At 45.8% G+C, this 18,660-nt stretch carries 17 protein-coding genes; 7 read left to right on the forward strand and 10 right to left on the reverse strand.

Annotated features, from left to right (window positions below):
• Nucleotides 1-161: 161 nt before the first annotated feature.
• Nucleotides 162-902: a hydroxyacylglutathione hydrolase gene (gloB, locus tag JGUZn3_RS12090; protein WP_203413747.1), complete on the reverse strand. Its 741-nt coding sequence runs from the start codon at nt 900-902 to the stop codon at nt 162-164.
• Nucleotides 903-1,179: 277 nt separating this feature from the next.
• On the opposite strand from gloB, the gene JGUZn3_RS12095 reads away from it, so the two are divergent.
• From JGUZn3_RS12095 to JGUZn3_RS12105, 3 genes are all read left to right on the forward strand, one after another.
• Nucleotides 1,180-1,983: a methyltransferase domain-containing protein gene (locus JGUZn3_RS12095; RefSeq protein ID WP_203413748.1), complete on the forward strand. Its 804-nt coding sequence runs from the start codon at nt 1,180-1,182 to the stop codon at nt 1,981-1,983.
• Between the two features lie 95 nt (nt 1,984-2,078).
• Entirely contained in the window at nt 2,079-2,759 is a 681-nt protein-coding gene (locus JGUZn3_RS12100; protein ID WP_203413749.1) for a phosphatidylserine decarboxylase, read from the forward strand.
• Complete coding sequence (locus JGUZn3_RS12105) at nt 2,752-3,678, forward strand: CDP-alcohol phosphatidyltransferase family protein (protein ID WP_203414935.1); 927 nt, start codon at nt 2,752-2,754, stop codon at nt 3,676-3,678. Before JGUZn3_RS12100 ends, JGUZn3_RS12105 begins: the two co-directional genes overlap by 8 nt.
• Here JGUZn3_RS12105 and JGUZn3_RS12110 read toward each other — a convergent pair.
• From JGUZn3_RS12110 to JGUZn3_RS12150, 9 genes are all read right to left on the reverse strand, one after another.
• Complete coding sequence (locus tag JGUZn3_RS12110; RefSeq protein ID WP_203413750.1) at nt 3,587-4,120, reverse strand: NADH-quinone oxidoreductase subunit B family protein; 534 nt, start codon at nt 4,118-4,120, stop codon at nt 3,587-3,589. The two genes, JGUZn3_RS12105 and JGUZn3_RS12110, sit on opposite strands and share 92 nt — an antisense overlap.
• 14 nt (nt 4,121-4,134) lie before the next feature.
• A complete protein-coding gene (locus JGUZn3_RS12115; protein ID WP_203413751.1) occupies nt 4,135-5,754 on the reverse strand; it encodes an NADH-quinone oxidoreductase subunit D-related protein in 1,620 nt (539 codons plus the stop codon).
• Between the two features lie 12 nt (nt 5,755-5,766).
• Complete coding sequence (locus tag JGUZn3_RS12120) at nt 5,767-7,107, reverse strand: hypothetical protein (RefSeq protein WP_203413752.1); 1,341 nt, start codon at nt 7,105-7,107, stop codon at nt 5,767-5,769.
• Nucleotides 7,107-7,688, reverse strand: coding sequence for a hypothetical protein (locus JGUZn3_RS12125; protein WP_203413753.1), 582 nt, complete (start codon nt 7,686-7,688; stop codon nt 7,107-7,109). The genes JGUZn3_RS12120 and JGUZn3_RS12125 overlap by 1 nt, the downstream gene beginning before the upstream one ends.
• Nucleotides 7,689-7,692: 4 nt before the next feature.
• Nucleotides 7,693-8,700, reverse strand: a complete 1,008-nt coding sequence (locus JGUZn3_RS12130; protein WP_203413754.1) for a hypothetical protein — start codon at nt 8,698-8,700, stop codon at nt 7,693-7,695.
• Nucleotides 8,701-8,722: 22 nt separating this feature from the next.
• Nucleotides 8,723-10,813 (reverse strand): hypothetical protein, encoded by a 2,091-nt coding sequence (locus JGUZn3_RS12135; protein WP_203413755.1) that lies wholly within the window; start codon nt 10,811-10,813, stop codon nt 8,723-8,725.
• A gap of 188 nt (nt 10,814-11,001) precedes the next feature.
• Complete coding sequence (locus tag JGUZn3_RS12140) at nt 11,002-11,862, reverse strand: aldo/keto reductase (protein WP_203413756.1); 861 nt, start codon at nt 11,860-11,862, stop codon at nt 11,002-11,004.
• A gap of 305 nt (nt 11,863-12,167) precedes the next feature.
• Nucleotides 12,168-12,635: a DNA polymerase III subunit chi gene (locus JGUZn3_RS12145; protein ID WP_203413757.1), complete on the reverse strand. Its 468-nt coding sequence runs from the start codon at nt 12,633-12,635 to the stop codon at nt 12,168-12,170.
• A 69-nt stretch (nt 12,636-12,704) separates the two neighbouring features.
• Complete coding sequence (locus JGUZn3_RS12150) at nt 12,705-14,177, reverse strand: leucyl aminopeptidase (RefSeq protein WP_203413758.1); 1,473 nt, start codon at nt 14,175-14,177, stop codon at nt 12,705-12,707.
• A 306-nt stretch (nt 14,178-14,483) separates the two neighbouring features.
• Between JGUZn3_RS12150 and cysQ the strand changes: the two genes are divergently transcribed.
• The 4 genes from cysQ (at nt 14,484) to lptF (ending at nt 18,656) form a co-directional block, all read left to right on the forward strand.
• Nucleotides 14,484-15,275 carry a 3'(2'),5'-bisphosphate nucleotidase CysQ gene (gene cysQ / locus JGUZn3_RS12155; RefSeq protein ID WP_203413759.1) on the forward strand — a complete coding sequence of 264 codons (792 nt, stop codon included), beginning with the start codon at nt 14,484-14,486 and terminating at the stop codon, nt 15,273-15,275.
• A 438-nt stretch (nt 15,276-15,713) separates the two neighbouring features.
• Nucleotides 15,714-16,754, forward strand: coding sequence for an L-threonylcarbamoyladenylate synthase (locus tag JGUZn3_RS12160; protein WP_238996832.1), 1,041 nt, complete (start codon nt 15,714-15,716; stop codon nt 16,752-16,754).
• Nucleotides 16,751-17,305 (forward strand): hypothetical protein, encoded by a 555-nt coding sequence (locus JGUZn3_RS12165; protein WP_203413760.1) that lies wholly within the window; start codon nt 16,751-16,753, stop codon nt 17,303-17,305. The genes JGUZn3_RS12160 and JGUZn3_RS12165 overlap by 4 nt, the downstream gene beginning before the upstream one ends.
• A 202-nt stretch (nt 17,306-17,507) precedes the next feature.
• The gene (gene lptF, locus JGUZn3_RS12170; RefSeq protein WP_203413761.1) at nt 17,508-18,656 is read left to right on the forward strand and encodes an LPS export ABC transporter permease LptF; all 1,149 of its coding nucleotides are present in this window, start codon (nt 17,508-17,510) and stop codon (nt 18,654-18,656) included.
• Nucleotides 18,657-18,660: the final 4 nt, after the last annotated feature.

Consider the following 18,660-nt stretch of genomic DNA (forward strand, 5'->3'; position numbering starts at 1 on the left):
AGAGGACAGAGGACAGAGGACAGAGGACAGAGGACAGAGGACAGAGGACAGAGGACAGAGGACAGAGGACAGAGGACAGAGGACAGAGGACAGAGGACAAGGGATATGCAGAAAATATATATTTTTGCTAGACCGTCTTGAAAAATTTTTGAACATTTCTTTCAGAACCGATCTTTGGCCAGACGTAAACGAGTAAATTCTTCCACCGTTTGAGCCAAAAGAAAGGGGTTGGTTTTTTCCTCCTCTTCCAATGATACAGGAATGGTAGGCTGTCCTTGCTCCCGTAAGGTTTTAACCTGCTGGACCCGTGCAGTAAGAAAAGGAGTCTCCGCAACAATAGACTGGGCTACTACAGATTGCGCAAAAGCGGCATTGGAGAGTGTATATTCATGACCACAATAAACCTCAGTATTGGGAGGAAGTTTTTCAAGTTTTTGCAAACTGTTGAACATTTGAGCTGCTGTACCTTCAAACACTCGCCCACACCCTAGGCTAAAGAGGGTATCTCCAGTAAAAACTACCCCACTATTTTGCCCACTATTTTGAGCGTAATAGCAAATATGCCCCAAAGTATGGCCAGGTGTCTCAATAACTGTAAAATGCTCTCCGCCTAAAGCAAAACCCTCCCCATCTGCAAGGAAAACATCTAAAGGGGGCATTTTTTGTTTTTCAGCGGCTGGACCATACACTTTCGCCCCATATTTTTCTCGTAATTCCCTAACGCCACCAGTATGGTCTGAATGGTGGTGGGTCAGCAAAATAGCATCAAGGATATGAGATTTTTTTTCCAAGGCTGTCATCACCGGGCCTGCTGCCCCAGGATCAACAACCGCCATAAAATCCTCACCTTGCAATAACCATATATAATTATCAGAAAAAGCCGTTAGTGGAACAATATTCACGCTTCATCCCTCCTCTTACCAATAAACTCTTCTCTCCAATAGTTCGTTATCCCCGATAGTTCATTATCCAAAGATTGGCTTGGAACCGCCAAAGAAATATTTATAAATCCTATTCCTCGTTGCACAGTTTCAGGCTAGTATTTATTTGCATGCTAACCACCCCTCCAACGTTTCCACAATCATGGTTGCATAACCGAGCTGCTTTTACTTTAAACCACCCTTTCAAGGTTTTTTAAGCGTCTGTTTTCCAGCCTCTCAAGGCAAGGCCACTCAAAAGATGGAACATACCCCTTCACCACAAGAAATGCCCCTTGTCTGCTACAACGCTTTTTACAATACCCCTGCCGGACAGGCTTTCAAAAAGCATTTAGGCCGGATATTGTTGCAGATCTGGCCCACACTTCACCATCTTTCCTTACTTGGCTTGGGGTATACAGCCCCCTATATCCCACTCTGGCAAGAACAAACCCAACCCACCATGACACTTTGGCCGGTCGCTGAGCACACGCCCCTCACTTTTCCCAACCTCTCTCAGCATGACAATTTTTTTCCTTCCTGTTGTATCAGCTCTAGCGAGAACCTTCCCTTTCCCGATTCCAGTATCGATAGGATTTTTCTCATCCACCCTGCTCTCTCTCGCAAAAGCCTTTTCCATCTTATAAAAGAAAGCCGGCGTATCCTTAAGGAGAATGGCAGCATGATTATAGCCCTTCCCAACCGGTATAATATTTTGGGGTATATGTTTCCCTTCCATTTGGAAAAAAAATGGGGAACCTTTCAATGTGATCGGTTATTCTCCGCAGCTTCCCTCAGCATCCAAAAGCAATATTTTGTAAGCTTTTCCCCTATTTCCCGCATACCAGAACCTCTCTATCAAGGCTTGGATTTTATTGGAAGAAACCTTTTTCCCTTCCTATCTGGCTTTATTCTGACAGAGGTTTGTAAAACCGTCTATAACCCCATTCCTAAAGAAGCCATGCTTTTTTCAAGGCGTCTTTTAACGCAATCTCTTTCTCCTCAATATAACAATGCCAACCATTATCCCCAAAACAGTACAGAGAAAGAATGGACGCAAACCTGATATGGATTAAGTTTGCGCCTATCTGATTTTCATCCTATAAAACCATAACATGTCCACAAGCAGTCTAACATTGTCCCTGGATAGAGGTTCTTCGCATGTCGCTTATAAAATCTGCAAAACTTGTTATCGCTCCTCCTAACCCCGCAGGTTATCCGTTCATCATTGCTGGCGGAGCCCTAGCCCTTCTAGGAAAATTTATTATACCAGGCAAAGTTGGCCGCATCTGCTTTAACGGCGGTATTTTTTTTGCTGGCTTCTGCCTGTATTTTTTCAGGGACCCCGAACGGTTTCCGCCCGCCATATCCAAAGCTATTGTCGCCCCAGCTGATGGCAGAGTTATTTCTGTTGAAAAAGTTCTTCCACCCCCTGAGCTAAACCTGGGGAAAGTCCCACGCTGGCGAGTAGCCATATTCCTTTCAGTACTGGATGTCCATATTAACCGTATGCCCGCTGCGGGAAAAGTGGTTCAAACCGTTTACCATCCGGGCCAGTTCTTGAATGCAAGCCTCGACAAAACAGCTGAAACCAATGAACGAAACAGTATAACCCTGCAACTGGACAGTGGGGCAAAACTCGGTGTTGTACAAATAGCAGGCCTTATAGCCCGGCGCATTGTTTGCGAGGCCCAAAAAAACATGCGCTATGAGAAAGGCGAACGCTTCGGGCTCATCCGCTTTGGCTCTAGAACAGATCTCTACCTTCCTGAAGGGGCTATTCCCTTGGTGAGTAAAGGTCAGCGTATGACGGGGGGGGAAACCATTATTGCCCATTCCTGACCCTACCCCCACCCCAAACACCCCAGACCCTTCAGCAGCCAAAAACCAGTCGCTTCTTTTACAACGCCGATTAAAGCGCCTGCGAAAAAGTGTACGCCCCAGAGTCAAAGGCCCCTCTTTCAACAAGCTCGTCCCCAATCTGTTAACCCTTTTAGGGCTTTGTGCAGGGTTAACCAGCATACGATTTGCGTTAAACGGGCATTTTAACCTTGCCGTCATTGCTTTGTTAATTGCTGCCTGCCTTGATGGAGTAGATGGGCGCATTGCCAGACTCTTAAGGGCAACCAGTCATTTTGGGGCTGAGTTCGACAGCCTCTCAGACTTTCTAAGCTTTGGGGTAGCCCCCAGCCTTATCCTTTATCTATGGTCTCTCGATCATGCAGGACGATACGGCTTTGTACCCTGCATTATGTTTACCGTTTGCATGGCGCTTAGGCTTGCTCGTTTTAATGCAAGCCTAGGGCTGGAGGAAAGCCGCATTTTCCTCAAACCCAAATATGCCAGCAATTTTTTTACAGGCGTTCCCGCACCCGCAGGAGCGGGACTGGCCCTTTTTCCTATATTCCTAGGGTTGGAGGGCCATAAACTTCAGTTAGAATGGCTTATTACCTTTAGCCATACACCTTTGCTTTCTGCCCTTTTTTTGGCGGGAACCTCCTTCTTGTTGGTATCGACTTTACCAGTTTGGTCTTTTAAGAACTTTAAAGTGCCCGCAGAATATGTGCTTCCCCTTTTGCTCGGAACGGGAGGATATACAGCTATCCTTGTAGCAGACCCATGGGGGGCACTGGCCTTTGCAGGAATATTATATCTTTGTATGTTACCGTTCAGCCACCGGAGCTATCTTCGCCTGAAGAAAGATGCTCATGCTCTGAAGGAAGCCCCTGATGATCCTCCACAAACGTCATCAATGCCATAAGCTCGGTTAAAATCTCCAGAGGGGAAGGAGGACAGCCAGGAATATTCAATACAGTTTCAACCCAACCTTGTGTCCCTCCCTTAACGGCATAATTACGGGCAAAACTTTCCCCACCATCGATGGCACACTGCCCCAAAGCGATAATTCCCCAGGGATTGGGAATCTGCTGCCAGGCGGCTTCAATCACAGGGGTCATATTACAGCTAATCGCCCCAGTCAAAAGAAGAAAATCCGCCTGTTGGGGCGTGGTAACAGCCTGAAGCCCCAGAGAGTTTACCCCGTAAGCACTTCCTAAAAGGTTTTCGAATTCCATGCCACATCCCCCACATTCACCCGCACTTAAAGGAAAAATCCTGTAAAGACGCGAGAGAGGAGAATATTCCGCCATATCTAATGATTTACGGGCCAGAAGATTGGTAAGAAAAATTTTTAAAATTGTCATGATAGGCCTACAAATCACATATCTAGCGCCGAAAGGGCATAGCCCAAACTCGCCAGAAGCATGCTGGCCTCGTGACAGCTTTCCTTTTCCAAAATTTTTTCAGCCAGTTGGGGGAAAAGTAAGGAGGGATCAGACCATATCAGATTTTCTACTTTTTCCTCTTTTATGGACAGCCAACACCATACCCCACCATAGGCCCCTTCTGCAAACCCTATCCCTTCGGCTTGCGCTGTCACCGCTATAGTGGGCATGGTCATTTCAAAAAGTTCTGGCTCATCTGTTTTTAACAAACCCACAACATTCTCAATAATGGTACAGGCGTTCAAGAGCTCCATCAAACGGATCTTGACCCTTGTTTCAACACAACCCTCCCTATAGCTTATAGGCTTGAGCCATTCCAAGCTATAGCCAAGCTGATGGCGCCGTAAATCTAAATCACGTCCACTGGCTCGCCCATTACAGCCATCAAGATTAAGGGCTATGGCAAAAGAAAAAGGAATAACTCCCTTCCCTTTTAAGGCCTTTCTGACCCCAATGGACTGATAATAGGAGTCCTTTAAAATACCAGCCTGAATTCGGATGTTTTTTACTTCTTCTTCAAGGTGAAAAAGTGGGTCTTCGCGAATGTCAAACTTTACACCCAGTGGATGAATGCTATCCATCATAAAGCGATGACCAGTTAGAACGGCAGACAGGCGAAAAATATTCTCCATTATTTTTTCGCAATACCCCGCCAAGAGACTCACATCCAATTGAGTAAAAACAGCCTTTAAAACGGATAAATGTGACCGGATACGCTCTAGCTCCAGCAAAATAACCCGTAAAAGCACAACCCGCTCCCCAAGTCTCACCCCTTGCGAGGCTTCAACAGCCGTAACAAAGGCCAACTGGCTTGCCACACTGGATGAGGCTGCAATGCGAGAAACCACCTTTAAGGATTTTCCTATAGAAGCACCCACTATTCTAGAGGCAATTCCTCGGTGCCCATAGCCTGGCTGTATATGCGCAGCCAAGACTTTACCATAGCTACATACCATGTGAGTAGAATAGGGGCCTTGCATCTCCCCTATTGCAGGACCCTTCTCCATAATGGCCAGAGAAGGAGATAACACTTTATTCAACTTGGGAAAGACAGGTCTAAAAACAGATTCCACCATAACAGAAGATGTTTTCAGGGGGTGGGTTTGCTTCCAGCAATTATGGTCAACAAAACTGGTGAGTTCCTCCCCTGAGAGACCCTCTATCCCCCACAAATCATAAAGTAGGCGTTCATAGATGAGAGCATTCGCCCTCGCTGTAGAAAGAGACCTAAAACGGTTACCCTCAATATCTGTACTCACGACGCATGGCTTATACCCATGCTCCAAAAACAGAGTAAATAACTGACGACCATCACTCCAAAGACCAGAAAAAAATAGGGTATCAATGGCCAATTTGTCTACAAATTCCAACCATTGGGCTTCATTTAACTCATAGTGAGAAAAAAAATCTTCCTCATAACTATAATACACCCTGCCGGAAGCTCGTTGGGAACAACTCTTTACAAAGTCTATGGCCGTTAATTGTCCGTTAGGAGCATGCTGCCCTTCCTGGCCCAAATACATGGAAAGAAGTTCTTTTTCCCACTCTCCCATCAGTGGCCCCCTTTACTTTGCCTTTGTTGTTGTGGCCACTAACTCTGTTGCCGTACCATACAATAGTGAAGAAAAAAACAAAACCGGTATCCCTGAGGCCAAAAAATAGACAAGAATAATAGCCGTAATAGGCTTAACCATCACCGTTCCACCATCCAGGGTTTCTAACGAGGCAGACTCTTGTATTTTTTGATAAAAATAATGCCTTCCTGAAACAACAAGAACGCCTAAAACCCCTATCCCAAAAATTCCAAACCAGAAAAGCTGATGAAACAAATATCTTACCAGCACGATATCCCCAATAAAAAAACCTGCTGGCGGAAGCCCGAGGCAAAATATCGTACCCACAAATAATAGAAGCTTGTTGTCGCATCCCCCTTTTTCCAACCATAAGCCCAAAGGGGTTATTAATGCCAACACCCCCATGAGCAGAAGGCTTATTGAGGTAGCCTCACCAGTTTTCAGGCCCAAGCAAGCCAACGCAGCCCCAAAATGGATGAATATGGACGCCATGATGAAATTCTTTCGGAAAGCCTGTACAATCCCCCATCCCACAACCCCTATACTGGCGGGAATAAGAAGACTGGCCTGGATACCAATATTTTCCATCCTCTCAGGCCAGCGTAATACCAAACCATAAAGACAAAGCAGAAAAAACGGAAGGAAAACCACCCCCATCCCCCTTCCCCTTTGCATTTTCTGTAAACAGACAGAAAGGCAATATACAGCATGAAGCATAACACCTGCCCCATACAAGATCAGCCCTTCAGAAACACTCATGACCCACCCAACCTGGGCGGTATCCCCTCCATAAGGGGCAAGCAAAATTCCAGAAAGGCTTATGATCCATCCTGGAAGAAAAACATGCAGGCCATTGGCAAAAGCCCTATTTTCAAACCGGGCCAGTAAAGCTTGCGGTTTAAAAAAAACGCAACTCACCATTACAAACATCCCCAGCACGCAAGCCCAGACCACATGAATATAAGTCGCTGCTATTGCGAATTGGGTAAGACCGGCCAAACACCAGAATATCATTCCATCCTTATGCTGGAATGGTTTGTTTTCCCAAGGGCGTGCAAATAGGATATGGCCAACGAGCTGAGAAAAAAGCAGTACTAAAAAACATGCCCATACAGGTTGACTATCTTCCCAGAATAAAACACTAACAGGACGGCCTGTTCTAGAAATAATCCCTATCCACCATACCAGAAACTGGATAACCATAACCGCCCAGCTCCCGCGGAGCACCCATTGCCCTTTGGGAATTCCCAGTAAAATGCTTGCCCCAAGAAAAGGCCATAATAAATACCAAAGAAAAATAGAAGACCAGTGAATATGGGCAACAGCATCCATTATGAGATTTTCTTATTCCCTGTCTTCCTATACAGGAAGGCAAACCCGTTTAAAACTACAAACAGGCCACTGACCATGCTTACTCCCCCCATAAAGCCACCACTGGCCAATAAAAACAGCCCACATGTTGAAAGCCATAACCCCAATAAGAGATCTTGAATAGAATGCTTCCTGGGGATTTGCCATATCCCTACTATAACTAAAGCCATGGCTACAGCAATGAAATGGTCAAAATACACATGTTGCTTTACAGGAGGGATACACACCAATATACAGGCTGTTACAATAACTTTGCCTATCGCCCCTTTCTGCCGATTAGTTTGTCCCTCTACGCTTCTGACCATGTCATAAGGGTTTTTACGCCGACAGCAATACCCCATGGCAATGGCACTGATAACAGGTATTCCTGAAAGGAGAACCCCATAAGGAAAAAAGGAAAAGGCGTTGGCATAAAGCTGTTTTTGCAAGGCAATAAAAACCGTACCCCCTACAAAAAAACCATAAATAACCATAGACAGGAAGCGCTCTCCTGTAAGGGTAAATGCTCCTAATAGCAAACCACCGGCCATAAGAAAAAACATTTCCCTAATGCACTCCCCACGTTAGCAACAAAGTTATACCACCCAGTAATGCAGAAATATAGCCATTACGCCTGCCTGAACCATGAAACAAAACCAATAATTGTTGGAGTATCACAAGAACAAGGGCTGCAAAAAACGTTCTTACTACAAAGACAATAATGGCAAACCCTAGCCCAATGAGCCATTGTACAAGCCCAACACCCGAAAATACCGCAGGCATGCCTATTAAAGTGGGAGCAACAACCATATCTCCTATCAATGTCACCCAAAATAACTGCTCAAGGTCGGCCTTATAAGCCATAAAAAACCAACTACGGCCAGAAAAGCTCTCCAGAATATCTTCCCCAAACTTGCCAGACCCAGACTTACCAGACAAAGATTTGCCAGATAAAGACAGTGGCTGAACAATAACCAGCAACAAAGAAATGGCTATAAGAACCTGAAAGGCAAAGTTATCGGGCAGAAAACCATACTCTTTCATCTGTTGCAGGCACCAGGCCACACTCTCTGTACCATACAAATTCATAAAAATAGCGGTCACAAGAAAAGCGGTGACCATAATCCAGACACTGTCTTTCAAAAAGAACAACACAGACAATTTTACAGTGTTCACAGCACTATGGACACCCCACACCCCCAAAAGGCGGCTTATGATAACAAGGCCTATAATCGTTAAAAATGAAGAAAGGGAGGCTGTGACCATCCCAATTGAAAATGACGGTAACAACGCCCACGCAGCAAACATGCTGACTAAAGAAAGAAACGCCGGCATAGACAGTACTGCTGCAAAAATAGGAATTTTTCTTTCTTTTATTTCCATCATCTGGGCCGTATGATCTCCCCCATAATAGGCAGAAAAAAATTCTGCCCAACGCCCGCTTATGGGTGTTTGTACCCCTCGTAGAAACCAAGACTCCAAAAACCTTTTAAACCCAACATATAAAGGGGCCATAACACCTATAACCCCCATATGCAAAACCAATACAGCTACGGAAAGAAAAAACTCTGCCATTTTCTATCTCTCCTAGACATGTTTAATTCCGCAAATACAGGATGAATAAAAGCCAGCAAACACCGGCAATCACCATAAAAGAAGCATCAGGTGAAAATTTTATTCGGGTAGAATAGGCATGAGCTATTGTTTTCTGTAAACGCCAAAATCGTTTAAAATGCCTTATTACCCTTAGTAGCACGGACTGGCTGATCTCATAATATAGTCGAACCAGCGCCTGATACCATAAAATAGGCTCTACCGGCTGATGGAGAAAAGACTGCTTTTCTGCTGACCACTCTGGCGTAAAATAAATCCCCTGCTTCCACGTAACAGGAGACATTTTAAAAGAAAAATCTGTTATCTTCCTCTCTTTCATCCATATTAACCGTGCTCCAGCATAGACCCCTAACCATACGATAACGCCCCCCAAAAGAGAAAAAGCGTAAACACCTTTTCCGCCCTTTATGAAGGGTGTATGGTACCATACCATCTGCCCAAGAAGTGACTGGTAAGAAGAAGCTTGCGTGCTTCCTTCAAAGGACCAATCGATGCGCTGAAATAAAAAAAACCAAAAAAGCGGTGTAAAGAAAAGAAACCCTAAACCTACCACCCCTAAAAAGGCTAAAGAACGATGAAGCTGACCGCCTTTTTGCTTCCAAAAAAAAGAGAATTTGCTCGTATATCCCCTTCTCAATACTCCCTCAAAGGCGGCCTCATCTTCGCTTGGAATAAGAAATTGAGTGTAGCTCCCCTCTTCTTTAATCTTATTAAGAAAGATCAGCTCTAACCCAATATGATAGACAATAAACAAAAAACATATGCCCATAAAACCATAAGCCGCCAAAAGAGCGCTTCCCCCCATTTTTCCCCAGAAACTCCCCATAAAACAGTCACCAGCAACCGTTAAAATCTGCCAACCGACTACCCCACCCTGAAGAAAAAGGATGATTAACAAAGCTATCCACCCTTCTCCTACCTGTTTCTTCGGCCATGGCAGCCCAAAGGGGTGTTCTGGCTGTTTCTCCTCCTTATCAAGCTGATGATCTAAACCTATGAGCAGGAGCATACCTCCCATAAAAACGATCCCCAACACCATAAGGCAAGCTCTGATCATTTCGCCTGCATGAAGGAAATCATGCACTCGTAAATACATGTGAGCTCCCCCCATAAACACCATAACCTGGCTTACCAATAAACGGGGCAATGCTGATAAAAAGACAGAAAGGCCAGGCTGTAAACAGACCATAATCGTCGTATGAATACCGCCGATAACTCCCATAATGATGAGGGGAAGGTCAATAAAATCTGAAGTTAAAAACATGAATGGGAAATCATGAATATATCGTAATAAAAGATATCCACCTCCTTGGGCTACGATCATTGCGCCAAGATATTTGCCAAGATCGTCTGGTCTTTCCTCTTCTTCCTCGTCAAGAGGCCCATAAAGGTTAGCCCATAGGAGAATTCCCCCCACTAAAATAAAGAAAACCACATACCCGATCAGGCTATAGGCCAAAGCCTGTTGTTCTCCACCAAACAAGGGTGAGAAAGAGGACAAAAACTCCCTTCCCCACTCATTTTTTCCAGCGCTTAAGTTTTTTCCGGCGCTTAAGTTCTGTTCAATAAAATGCTTGGGTATTGAAATAAACCCAAACAGAAAAAACAGAGCCAAAAAAGTTTTTCCCCTGTTTTTTTGCCTTTTCTGGGGGCCCTCACCTCTTCCACACCACCCAAGGCTATTATAAAATTGAACAATGAGCAGGCAGGCCAGAGATAAACCCATTATAATGGAGGTATCTCCAAAATAGACCCAGACAATAAAAAAATGATACCATAGGAATGACCTGAGCATAATAAGGCGCGCCCATAGGGCATAGCATAGGCCGATCAGGAATTGTGCAGCAAGAAAAATACAGGATAACTCATCAAGCCTTAGGAAAAAGAATAGAGTATTGGAATATTTTATGGCAGTGACCGTATTTTGCTGGAGTGCAGGCCAAAGAATGACACACACACACACCAGAAAAGCCATCCCCATAAAAAATGCCACACCATACTGCATGATCTGCTCTTGCTGCTTAACACCAGAAAGAACCAACAGTCTTTCAAGAGAGGGTACATAAATTGCCATAGGCAATAAAGTACAAATCACCAGCAACAAGGTTATGGCAGACAGAATAAACCCCCTTAACCATATTGAAACGCAGCATAGCACCGCACGGAACAGAAGCCATTCCTACACAAGAAGGAAACAAGACTGCTTTTTAAAACCTATCTTCGCCTTATCGTAATGGAAAATAAAAAGGAAAACAAACCAAATCACAACATCGCCAATGGCCATTTTTTCTTAGGCGGGGCAAAAGCCTTATCCAAATCCAGCATATCGCGCTCAGTAAGACTTATTTCTAAAGAAAGGATATTACTGGTCATATGTTTTAATGTTCCCGCCTTGGGAATAGCCAATACATCTGGCTGGCGTAAAACCCAAGCTAAGGCAATCTGCGCAGGAGTTGCCTGCCCTTCCGTAGTTATGTGCCGGGCTGCCACTTGCTGTAATACCGGGTTGTGCAACATTCTGCCCCCCTGGCCAAGGGGCGAGTAAGCCATGGTTATGACCTCTTTCTGGCGGTTATAGGCCAAAAGATCGTATTCTATCCCCCTATGGTCCAGGCTATAAAGCACCTGGTTGGCAAAACATGAGGGCATGGTATGAAGGTCTTCTAGGGTCTGCATCTCGGCGACATCAAAATTTGAAACCCCCCACGCCTTAATAAGGCCTTCATCACAAAGTTTTACAAAAGCTTCCACCGTCTCAGAAATGGGAACACGCCCTGCCCAATGCAAAAGGTAAAGATCCACATAATCAACCCCCAACCTTTTAAGGGATTTTCGACAGCTCTGCGCTACATCTTCCTTGCTGGCATTAGAGGGGAGGACCTTGGTGACCAAAAAAACCTTGTCCCTACGGCCAGCTATGGCCTCGCCCACCAGGCGTTCAGAAGCACCATTCCCATACATTTCAGCTGTATCAATAACACTTAACCCATAGTCTATCCCATATTGAAGGCTTGCAATTTCCTCTTGCCTGAGAGCGGGATTGTCTCCCATATTCCATGTTCCCTGCCCCAATACAGGAACTGACACGGAGTGAGCAGCGTAAACTTTTGGTAATCCGTTCATTGATCTCCTCCCTTATATTGTCCGGATTCAACTTATCAGGCTCTTGATAAAATTTCTCTCAATTTCCTGTTCTGATACACCAAAACATCGTGGCAATAAACTCATAACGGGCGGAGAACAATAACATGATCTGTATTCTTTAAAACCATCGCTTTATCTGTATTCTTTGCCTTAAAGCCTACGCTTTCTCCGCTTGTCAAGCGTCGCTGTTTCCGGCCATTTTGCTCTGATTGAGGCAAAAATCCATTTGGTTTCCTCTTGAGGCTCTTAACCATTTCGTGCCTACGCCACCCTCTCGACGAAGGCTATTGGCGTTGTTTCCACCCCTTTTCGTCTTGGTACCAATAAGTGGGCTGAATAGCATTGTCTTTAAAAAATTGCCATAGTCCCCTTGCCATCTCGACAGCCTGGACATTGTGGTCTTCAAAAACAACAAAAATACGTTCCAGCGCAGGATAGGAAAAGAAATCCGCTCCATCAACCAGAAAAAGACACGCTGCTTTATTCGGCACATCCTTGCCAACAGTAAGCCATATGGGAGAAAGCTCCGGATAGCTTTGCCCCTGCAAACCATGGGGAAGCCAAAATGGCTGCTCGGCTTCCCACAGGGCTAAATCCAACGCTTTCAGCAACTGAGAATCTCGGCATCTCACCACTGCTCTTTGTCGACCAGCGAGCACTTTCCCTAACAAAAGCGGTAAGGCCTGTTTAACCCCAGTGCGGGTCAGGTGGTAAAAACCGGCCTGGACTGTCTTTTGCAAAGAGTCTGTCATGATATTGAGTCCGTCATGATATCACCAAACTCTCCTCGAACTCAGCCCTATCTCTCTTCTTCTTAAAAATCAGAGGGACTCATGATAACGTTTGACAAACCTGTCCAAAAGGCGAACCCCAAAGCCACTGGCCCCCTTGGGAACGATAGGGGATGTTTTGGTAGCCCACGCCGTTCCTGCAATATCAAGATGAGCCCAAGGCGTTGAACCTACAAATCGCTGAAGGAACTGGGCTGCGGTGATAGAGCCCCCCGCACGACCTCCAATATTTTTCATATCAGCAATATCAGATTGTAGCAGCTTGTCATAAGCATCCCCTAAAGGCATGCGCCAGAGCCTTTCATGGCTCTCTTCTCCACATTCTAACAAGGCTTCTGCCAAGGACTCTGTATTACTGAAAAGGCCTGCCCGTTCATGACCCAGGCTGATAATAATGGCCCCTGTAAGGGTGGCAAGATCTACCATAAGTTTCGGTGAAAACCGCCTGGCAGCATAAGCCAAAATATCGGCCAGTACAAGGCGGCCTTCCGCATCGGTATTGAGGACTTCTATCGTTTGGCCTGAATAGCTTTTTATAACATCCCCCGGGCGTTGCGCCGTTCCCGATGGCATATTTTCAACCAGACCAATTACCCCAACAGCATTGACCTGCGCTTTACGGCCAGCCAATGCCGCCATTAGTCCACATACCGTGCCCGCTCCTGCCATATCCCACTTCATGTCTTCCATCCCGGAAGCTGGTTTAATGGAAATCCCCCCAGAATCAAACGTCACCCCTTTCCCGATAAAGGCTAAAGGGGGTGTTCCTACTTTGCCGCCTTTCCAGTTCATAATCACAGTACGAGCCCCTGCCTGGCTACCTTGAGCTACACCAAGTAAAGCCCCAAAACCAAGCTTCTCCATGGCATCTTCATCCAATATTTCGACCTCAAGACCCAATTTTTGCAACGCCATAACCCGCTGGGCAAAAACTGGTGGGGTCAGAATATTGCCAGGCTCACTCACCAAATTGCGGGTAAATTCTATGCCTTTCAGAAGGGCAAGTGCCGCAGGCCATAGGGCTTCCGCCTCCTGATATTGAGGCCCTTGAACGACCAATTTAGTAAGTTTGTTCTTTTTTCCCTTGTCCTCTTCAGTTTTGTAGAGATCAAAACTGTAACTGCGCAAATAAGCCCCGCTGGCCACCTGTACCAACATTTCTGCCTGATGGCCTTCTACTGCTATAACTGCTCCTTCGTCACCTCCCTTGAGATGAAAGGCTGCTATACCACCAGCCTCTTCAAGATCAGTTGAGGTCACCTCGGTTTTTTTCCCCAAACCTACCAGAACTATACGGCCGAGCCCTTCAATGGGGGCGATGAGCACACAGCTTTTATGCTTTGCAAACTCAAAAGATTCTGCCTTAACCGCCCGGCTCAAAGCCCCTTTTGCCGCCGTATCAACTTGCTGAAACAAGGAAGATGATAAAGCATCATCGCCAAGAACAAGGGCAAGCCCACCAGAAGAAGGCATTTGAAAGGCTGAAAAACTGACATCTAACATTTAGTATAGGCTCCAAATTCTACAATAATACGGCCCCATGACGAAAAAGCTTTCCCTACAATCCTGTAAGGCCCTTACAACATAATCCCTTCGCCGTAATGTCGCCACGATATAACCTCGATACATATGCCTGAGTGGTTTGCAGGCCTCAATGTAAACATTTCCAGCCCGTTGGCAACACGACACTGCTCACAACGATTATTATTTTCTTTTGAAAAAGACAAATAAAGTTGCAATGATCCCTACCTTATGAAAAATTAACCTTATTGCCAATATTTTATAACTTTTATTTCTCTCAGGATCATCATGACTTCCCTTGCCGATGCAGAACTCCTAGACTCCATTGGAAACATTGCCGAAAAGGCAGGAAAAATTATTGAAGAGATCCGACAGAAAGGTTTTTCCTCTTATCGTAAGGCGGATAATTCCAGCGTTACAGATGCGGACAAGGCTTCTGAAAAATACATTCTTGAAGAAATCCACAAGCTTACACCTCATATCCCAGCTATTGGCGAGGAAGAATTTTCCGCAGGGATTCACCACAAAACAAGTGATGAGTTTTGGCTGATTGACCCGCTTGATGGAACAACAGAATTTATTGCCGGCAAACAAACCTTTACTGTTAATATTGGCCTTGTCCGCCATTATCGCCCGGTTCTGGGAGCCGTCTACCTGCCTGCAACACAAGAGCTATTTTTGGGGCAAGTCGGGCAAGGGGCCAAAAAAATCCACAATGCCATTTCTACTCCCGTTCATGTCCGCCAGCCCCCCCAGGAAGGCATTACTGTATTGGCCTCCCGCCGAGACTCTCAATGCCCAGAGCTTGCCCCGCTTCTGCAAGAAAGAAATGTTCATACCATTATCCACATTGGGTCTTCTGTGAAATTCGTCAGAATCGCTGAAGGTGCAGCAGACTTCTACCCAAGATTTTTACCCACAATGGAATGGGATACGGCCGCTCCACAAGCTATTATAGAAGCCGCAGGGGGGAGTATATGCCCACTGGATTCTCCTGAAACTCCTCTTACTTACGGCAAGCCAGGGTGGAAAAATCCTTCTTTTATATGCTCAACGCAACCGGCACACTATCCACGCTAGCCGTCTATTACCTATACCTATGAAGGCATTTATATACTGAGCACTAATATTAAAGAGCATTTCATTCCAGCTCCTCTCTGCATAGAGATCACCCTCTCTTACCCTTGATTTTCATCAATCAGGTCCACTGATTTTCTCAAAAAAACTGATCTTCTCAAAAATAAGAATATGCCTCTTTAATAAAAATATGACTCTTTCAAAATGCTATCTCTTCCTTCTCTGGCTTAGGGAAAAACCTGCCTTTCCCAGCAATATTTTTATAACCCAAGGGGGATCTATTCTCTCCATATCGACAAAAATCCCCCTGAATAGAATTTAAAAACTTTTTTCACCATCTGAAGGTTGTTATAGTATCTACAAAACCTGTTTTCCCATTAAAATACTCCTGGTTAAACTGAACCTAACCAAAAAATAACCTGAGTTTGCTATAAACTAAAAATGTCACCTGTTATGGACCACATCTCTTCCTGCCCTGAAATTCTTCCTGCTACCATGGCGGGAATTGCGCGTGCCGCATGGCTTCTGCAACAGGGCAAGCTTGTTGCCTTTGGCACGGAGACTGTCTATGGACTTGGTGCAGATGCTACCCAATCCTTGGCTGTTCAGCGCCTATACCAGGCAAAAGGCAGACCCGCCTATAACCCCCTTATTAGCCATTTTCCCAGTGCGAACGTCGCTTTTCGATATGGAAAGCCCTCTGCCTTGGCCAAAGCACTCGCTGATGCCTTCTGGCCTGGGCCCTTAACCCTGATTTTGCCCCTTCAACCTAATAGCCCTATTAGCCCGCTGGCCTTAGCCCACCTTGCCACCATCGCTGTGCGAGTGCCAGACGTTGAAGCCATTCAAACCTTGCTCTCTCTAACTGATCGGCCCATTGTTGCGCCTTCAGCCAACCCTTCTGGGCGTATATCTCCCACCACCAGTGCGCACGTTCTCAATACCTTGGGAGATAGGGTCGATGCTATCCTTGATACGGGGCCCGCCCGCATTGGGGTGGAAAGCAGCATTGTTGATGTCAGTTCAGAGCAAGCTTACCTCTTACGCCCAGGTGGCATTTCCCTTGAAGAGTTGAATGCAGCCAGCCAGGGTTTGGGGAGGATCCTGCCTGCCCAAAAGCCAGAACAAAATGCCATGTCTGCCCCTTCTTCCATTATCGCCCCTGGTCAGCTTACTTCTCACTATGCCCCAACCCTTCCCGTCAGGCTCAATGCCACCCATATTCAACCCAATGAAGCCCAGCTCGCCTTTGGCAGGCCCCTCCCCGGTGGGAGAGTGACCTACAATCTCAGCCCTTCAGGAAGCCTTGCGGAAGCTGCCAGAAACCTGTTTTCTGCCTTACATGATCTGGATAAGGAAGGCCAAAGCCAGAACGTAAACGGCATTGCCGTCATGCCCATTCCCCACACCCAATTGGGGCTTGCGATTAACGATAGGCTGAAGCGCGCTGCTGCTCCTAAGGAAAACCACGAGCCAGCATGACAGAAAAAAGCAATAAAATTGACCCTAAAGAACTAAAAATCCTCTCTGACATCCTCGCATTGGTGCTCGAGGAACAATCTGGACAATCTCTCAATGCCTTAGAAGCCATTAAAAACCGGGCAAGAAAAAATAAAGTCACTGGTGGAGCCCTTAAAAACCTTTTTGTAGCGCTTGCCCCTAATCCTCCCAAGCCTCCTCCCAGAAAGCCCCGCAATACGGCATCCACTGCTAAAAGCACCGATTCATCCCCCTCAAGCCGTGCACAAATCGCCAAATTAACAGACTCCCTTAACCGCATGGATATAGAGCTTCGAACAACAAAAGCCAGAAACGACGCCATGAAAATGCGTCTTTTCCAAATAGAAAATGCCTATATCCAGCTTCAGGAAACTACAACAAAAATTTATGGTAAACGTTCTTTACGTGCGCCCCTGATTCTGGCGATCTTTTTCTGTGGTTTAATTATTGGGATTGGAGGTATGGTTGTCTATCATGCTATTCCTTCAGGCACCCCTTCAGAAAATAAATATTATCTGGGCCAGTTCCGCTAATCTCTCTCGTCTTCCCACTTCCCCCTAGGCCTGCATGCCCGATGAGTCATGAGGGGATGGTCATTCAAAAACGGATAGACCCTCCACCCTTAATAATTTTCTTCCAGAAACAAAACAGGTATTAAGGGTAAAGACATCTTCCCACCTGCATGCAGGTAGGCTACTATATTTTTGCCATCTTTATACCCGTAGAATCTGCCGTATGCTCCTCCGTATTTTTATCCAGCTGTCCTTACTCGACCGCTATATCCTTCGCCAGCTTATGGCTGCACTTTTGGCCACCACAAGCGGCCTGGCTGCCCTTATCTGGCTTACGCAATCCCTACGGTTTGTGTCCATGGTTGTGGAACGCGGGTTATCGCTTTGGGTCTTCATCCAGCTGACCAGCCTACTTATGCCGTCATTCTTTTCGGTTATCTTACCGATTACTACCTTCGTGGTTGTTCAGTTTATCTATCAGCGTCTTTCTGGGGATCGAGAACTTACAGTGATGCAGGCGGCAGGCCTTTCCCCCTATTTTTTGGCCAAACCCGGCATCATCTGTGCATTCTGGTCGATGATTGGCTGTTTTATCCTGAATATCTGGCTGGTTCCCCTCTCTTACCATTCCTTCCGCCAATATGAGTTTGAAATCCGTAATAAAATGGCTGCTTTCCTTCTCCAAGAAGGCGTTTTTACCCATTTATCTGATACGATGACAGTCTATGTTCGGGCCAAGGACAATACGGGCATTTTACGCGGGATTCTTATAGAAGATGACCGCCAAAAAGACGGTCATGCCACCATTTTTGCCGAGCAAGGCAAGCTGGTTATACAAGCAGGCTTGCCGAAAGTGGTCCTCTTTAACGGCACCAGGGAAGTTATAGACCAAAAAACAGGAAGACTAAAAGTCCTCTCTTTTACTCAAAACACTGTGGAGCTTTCATCGAGCAAGAAAGACGATACCCGCTACCGCGATGCAGCAGAAATGTCTCTTTCTGAGCTCTTTAACCCTGACCCACAGGAAATAGCCGAACGCGACTTTGGCAAGCTTGCCGTAGAAGCCCACAGGCGCTTGACCTCACCCCTTATGGCTTTTTCTTTTGCCCTTGTTGCCCTTTTTAGTGTATTACGAGGAGCTTTTTCGCGGCATGGTAATATTCTGCGGCCCTTTCTAGCTGTTCTAACCATTGTTTGCCTGATGGCGGTTAACCTTGTTATTCAAAATCTTGCAGGGCGTAATACTTTTATGATCCCCTTTATATGGGTAGAAGCGATCCTACCGGGCGCAATATGTGCCTACATCCTTTTTGAAAAAGAAGTACGCCTTTATTTCTTTACGCATAAAAAACAAGATCTCTCCAACCGGTAAGCTA

It is taken from the genome of Entomobacter blattae (assembly GCF_014672835.1).
GTDB classification, from domain to species: Bacteria; Pseudomonadota; Alphaproteobacteria; order Acetobacterales; family Acetobacteraceae; genus Entomobacter; species Entomobacter blattae.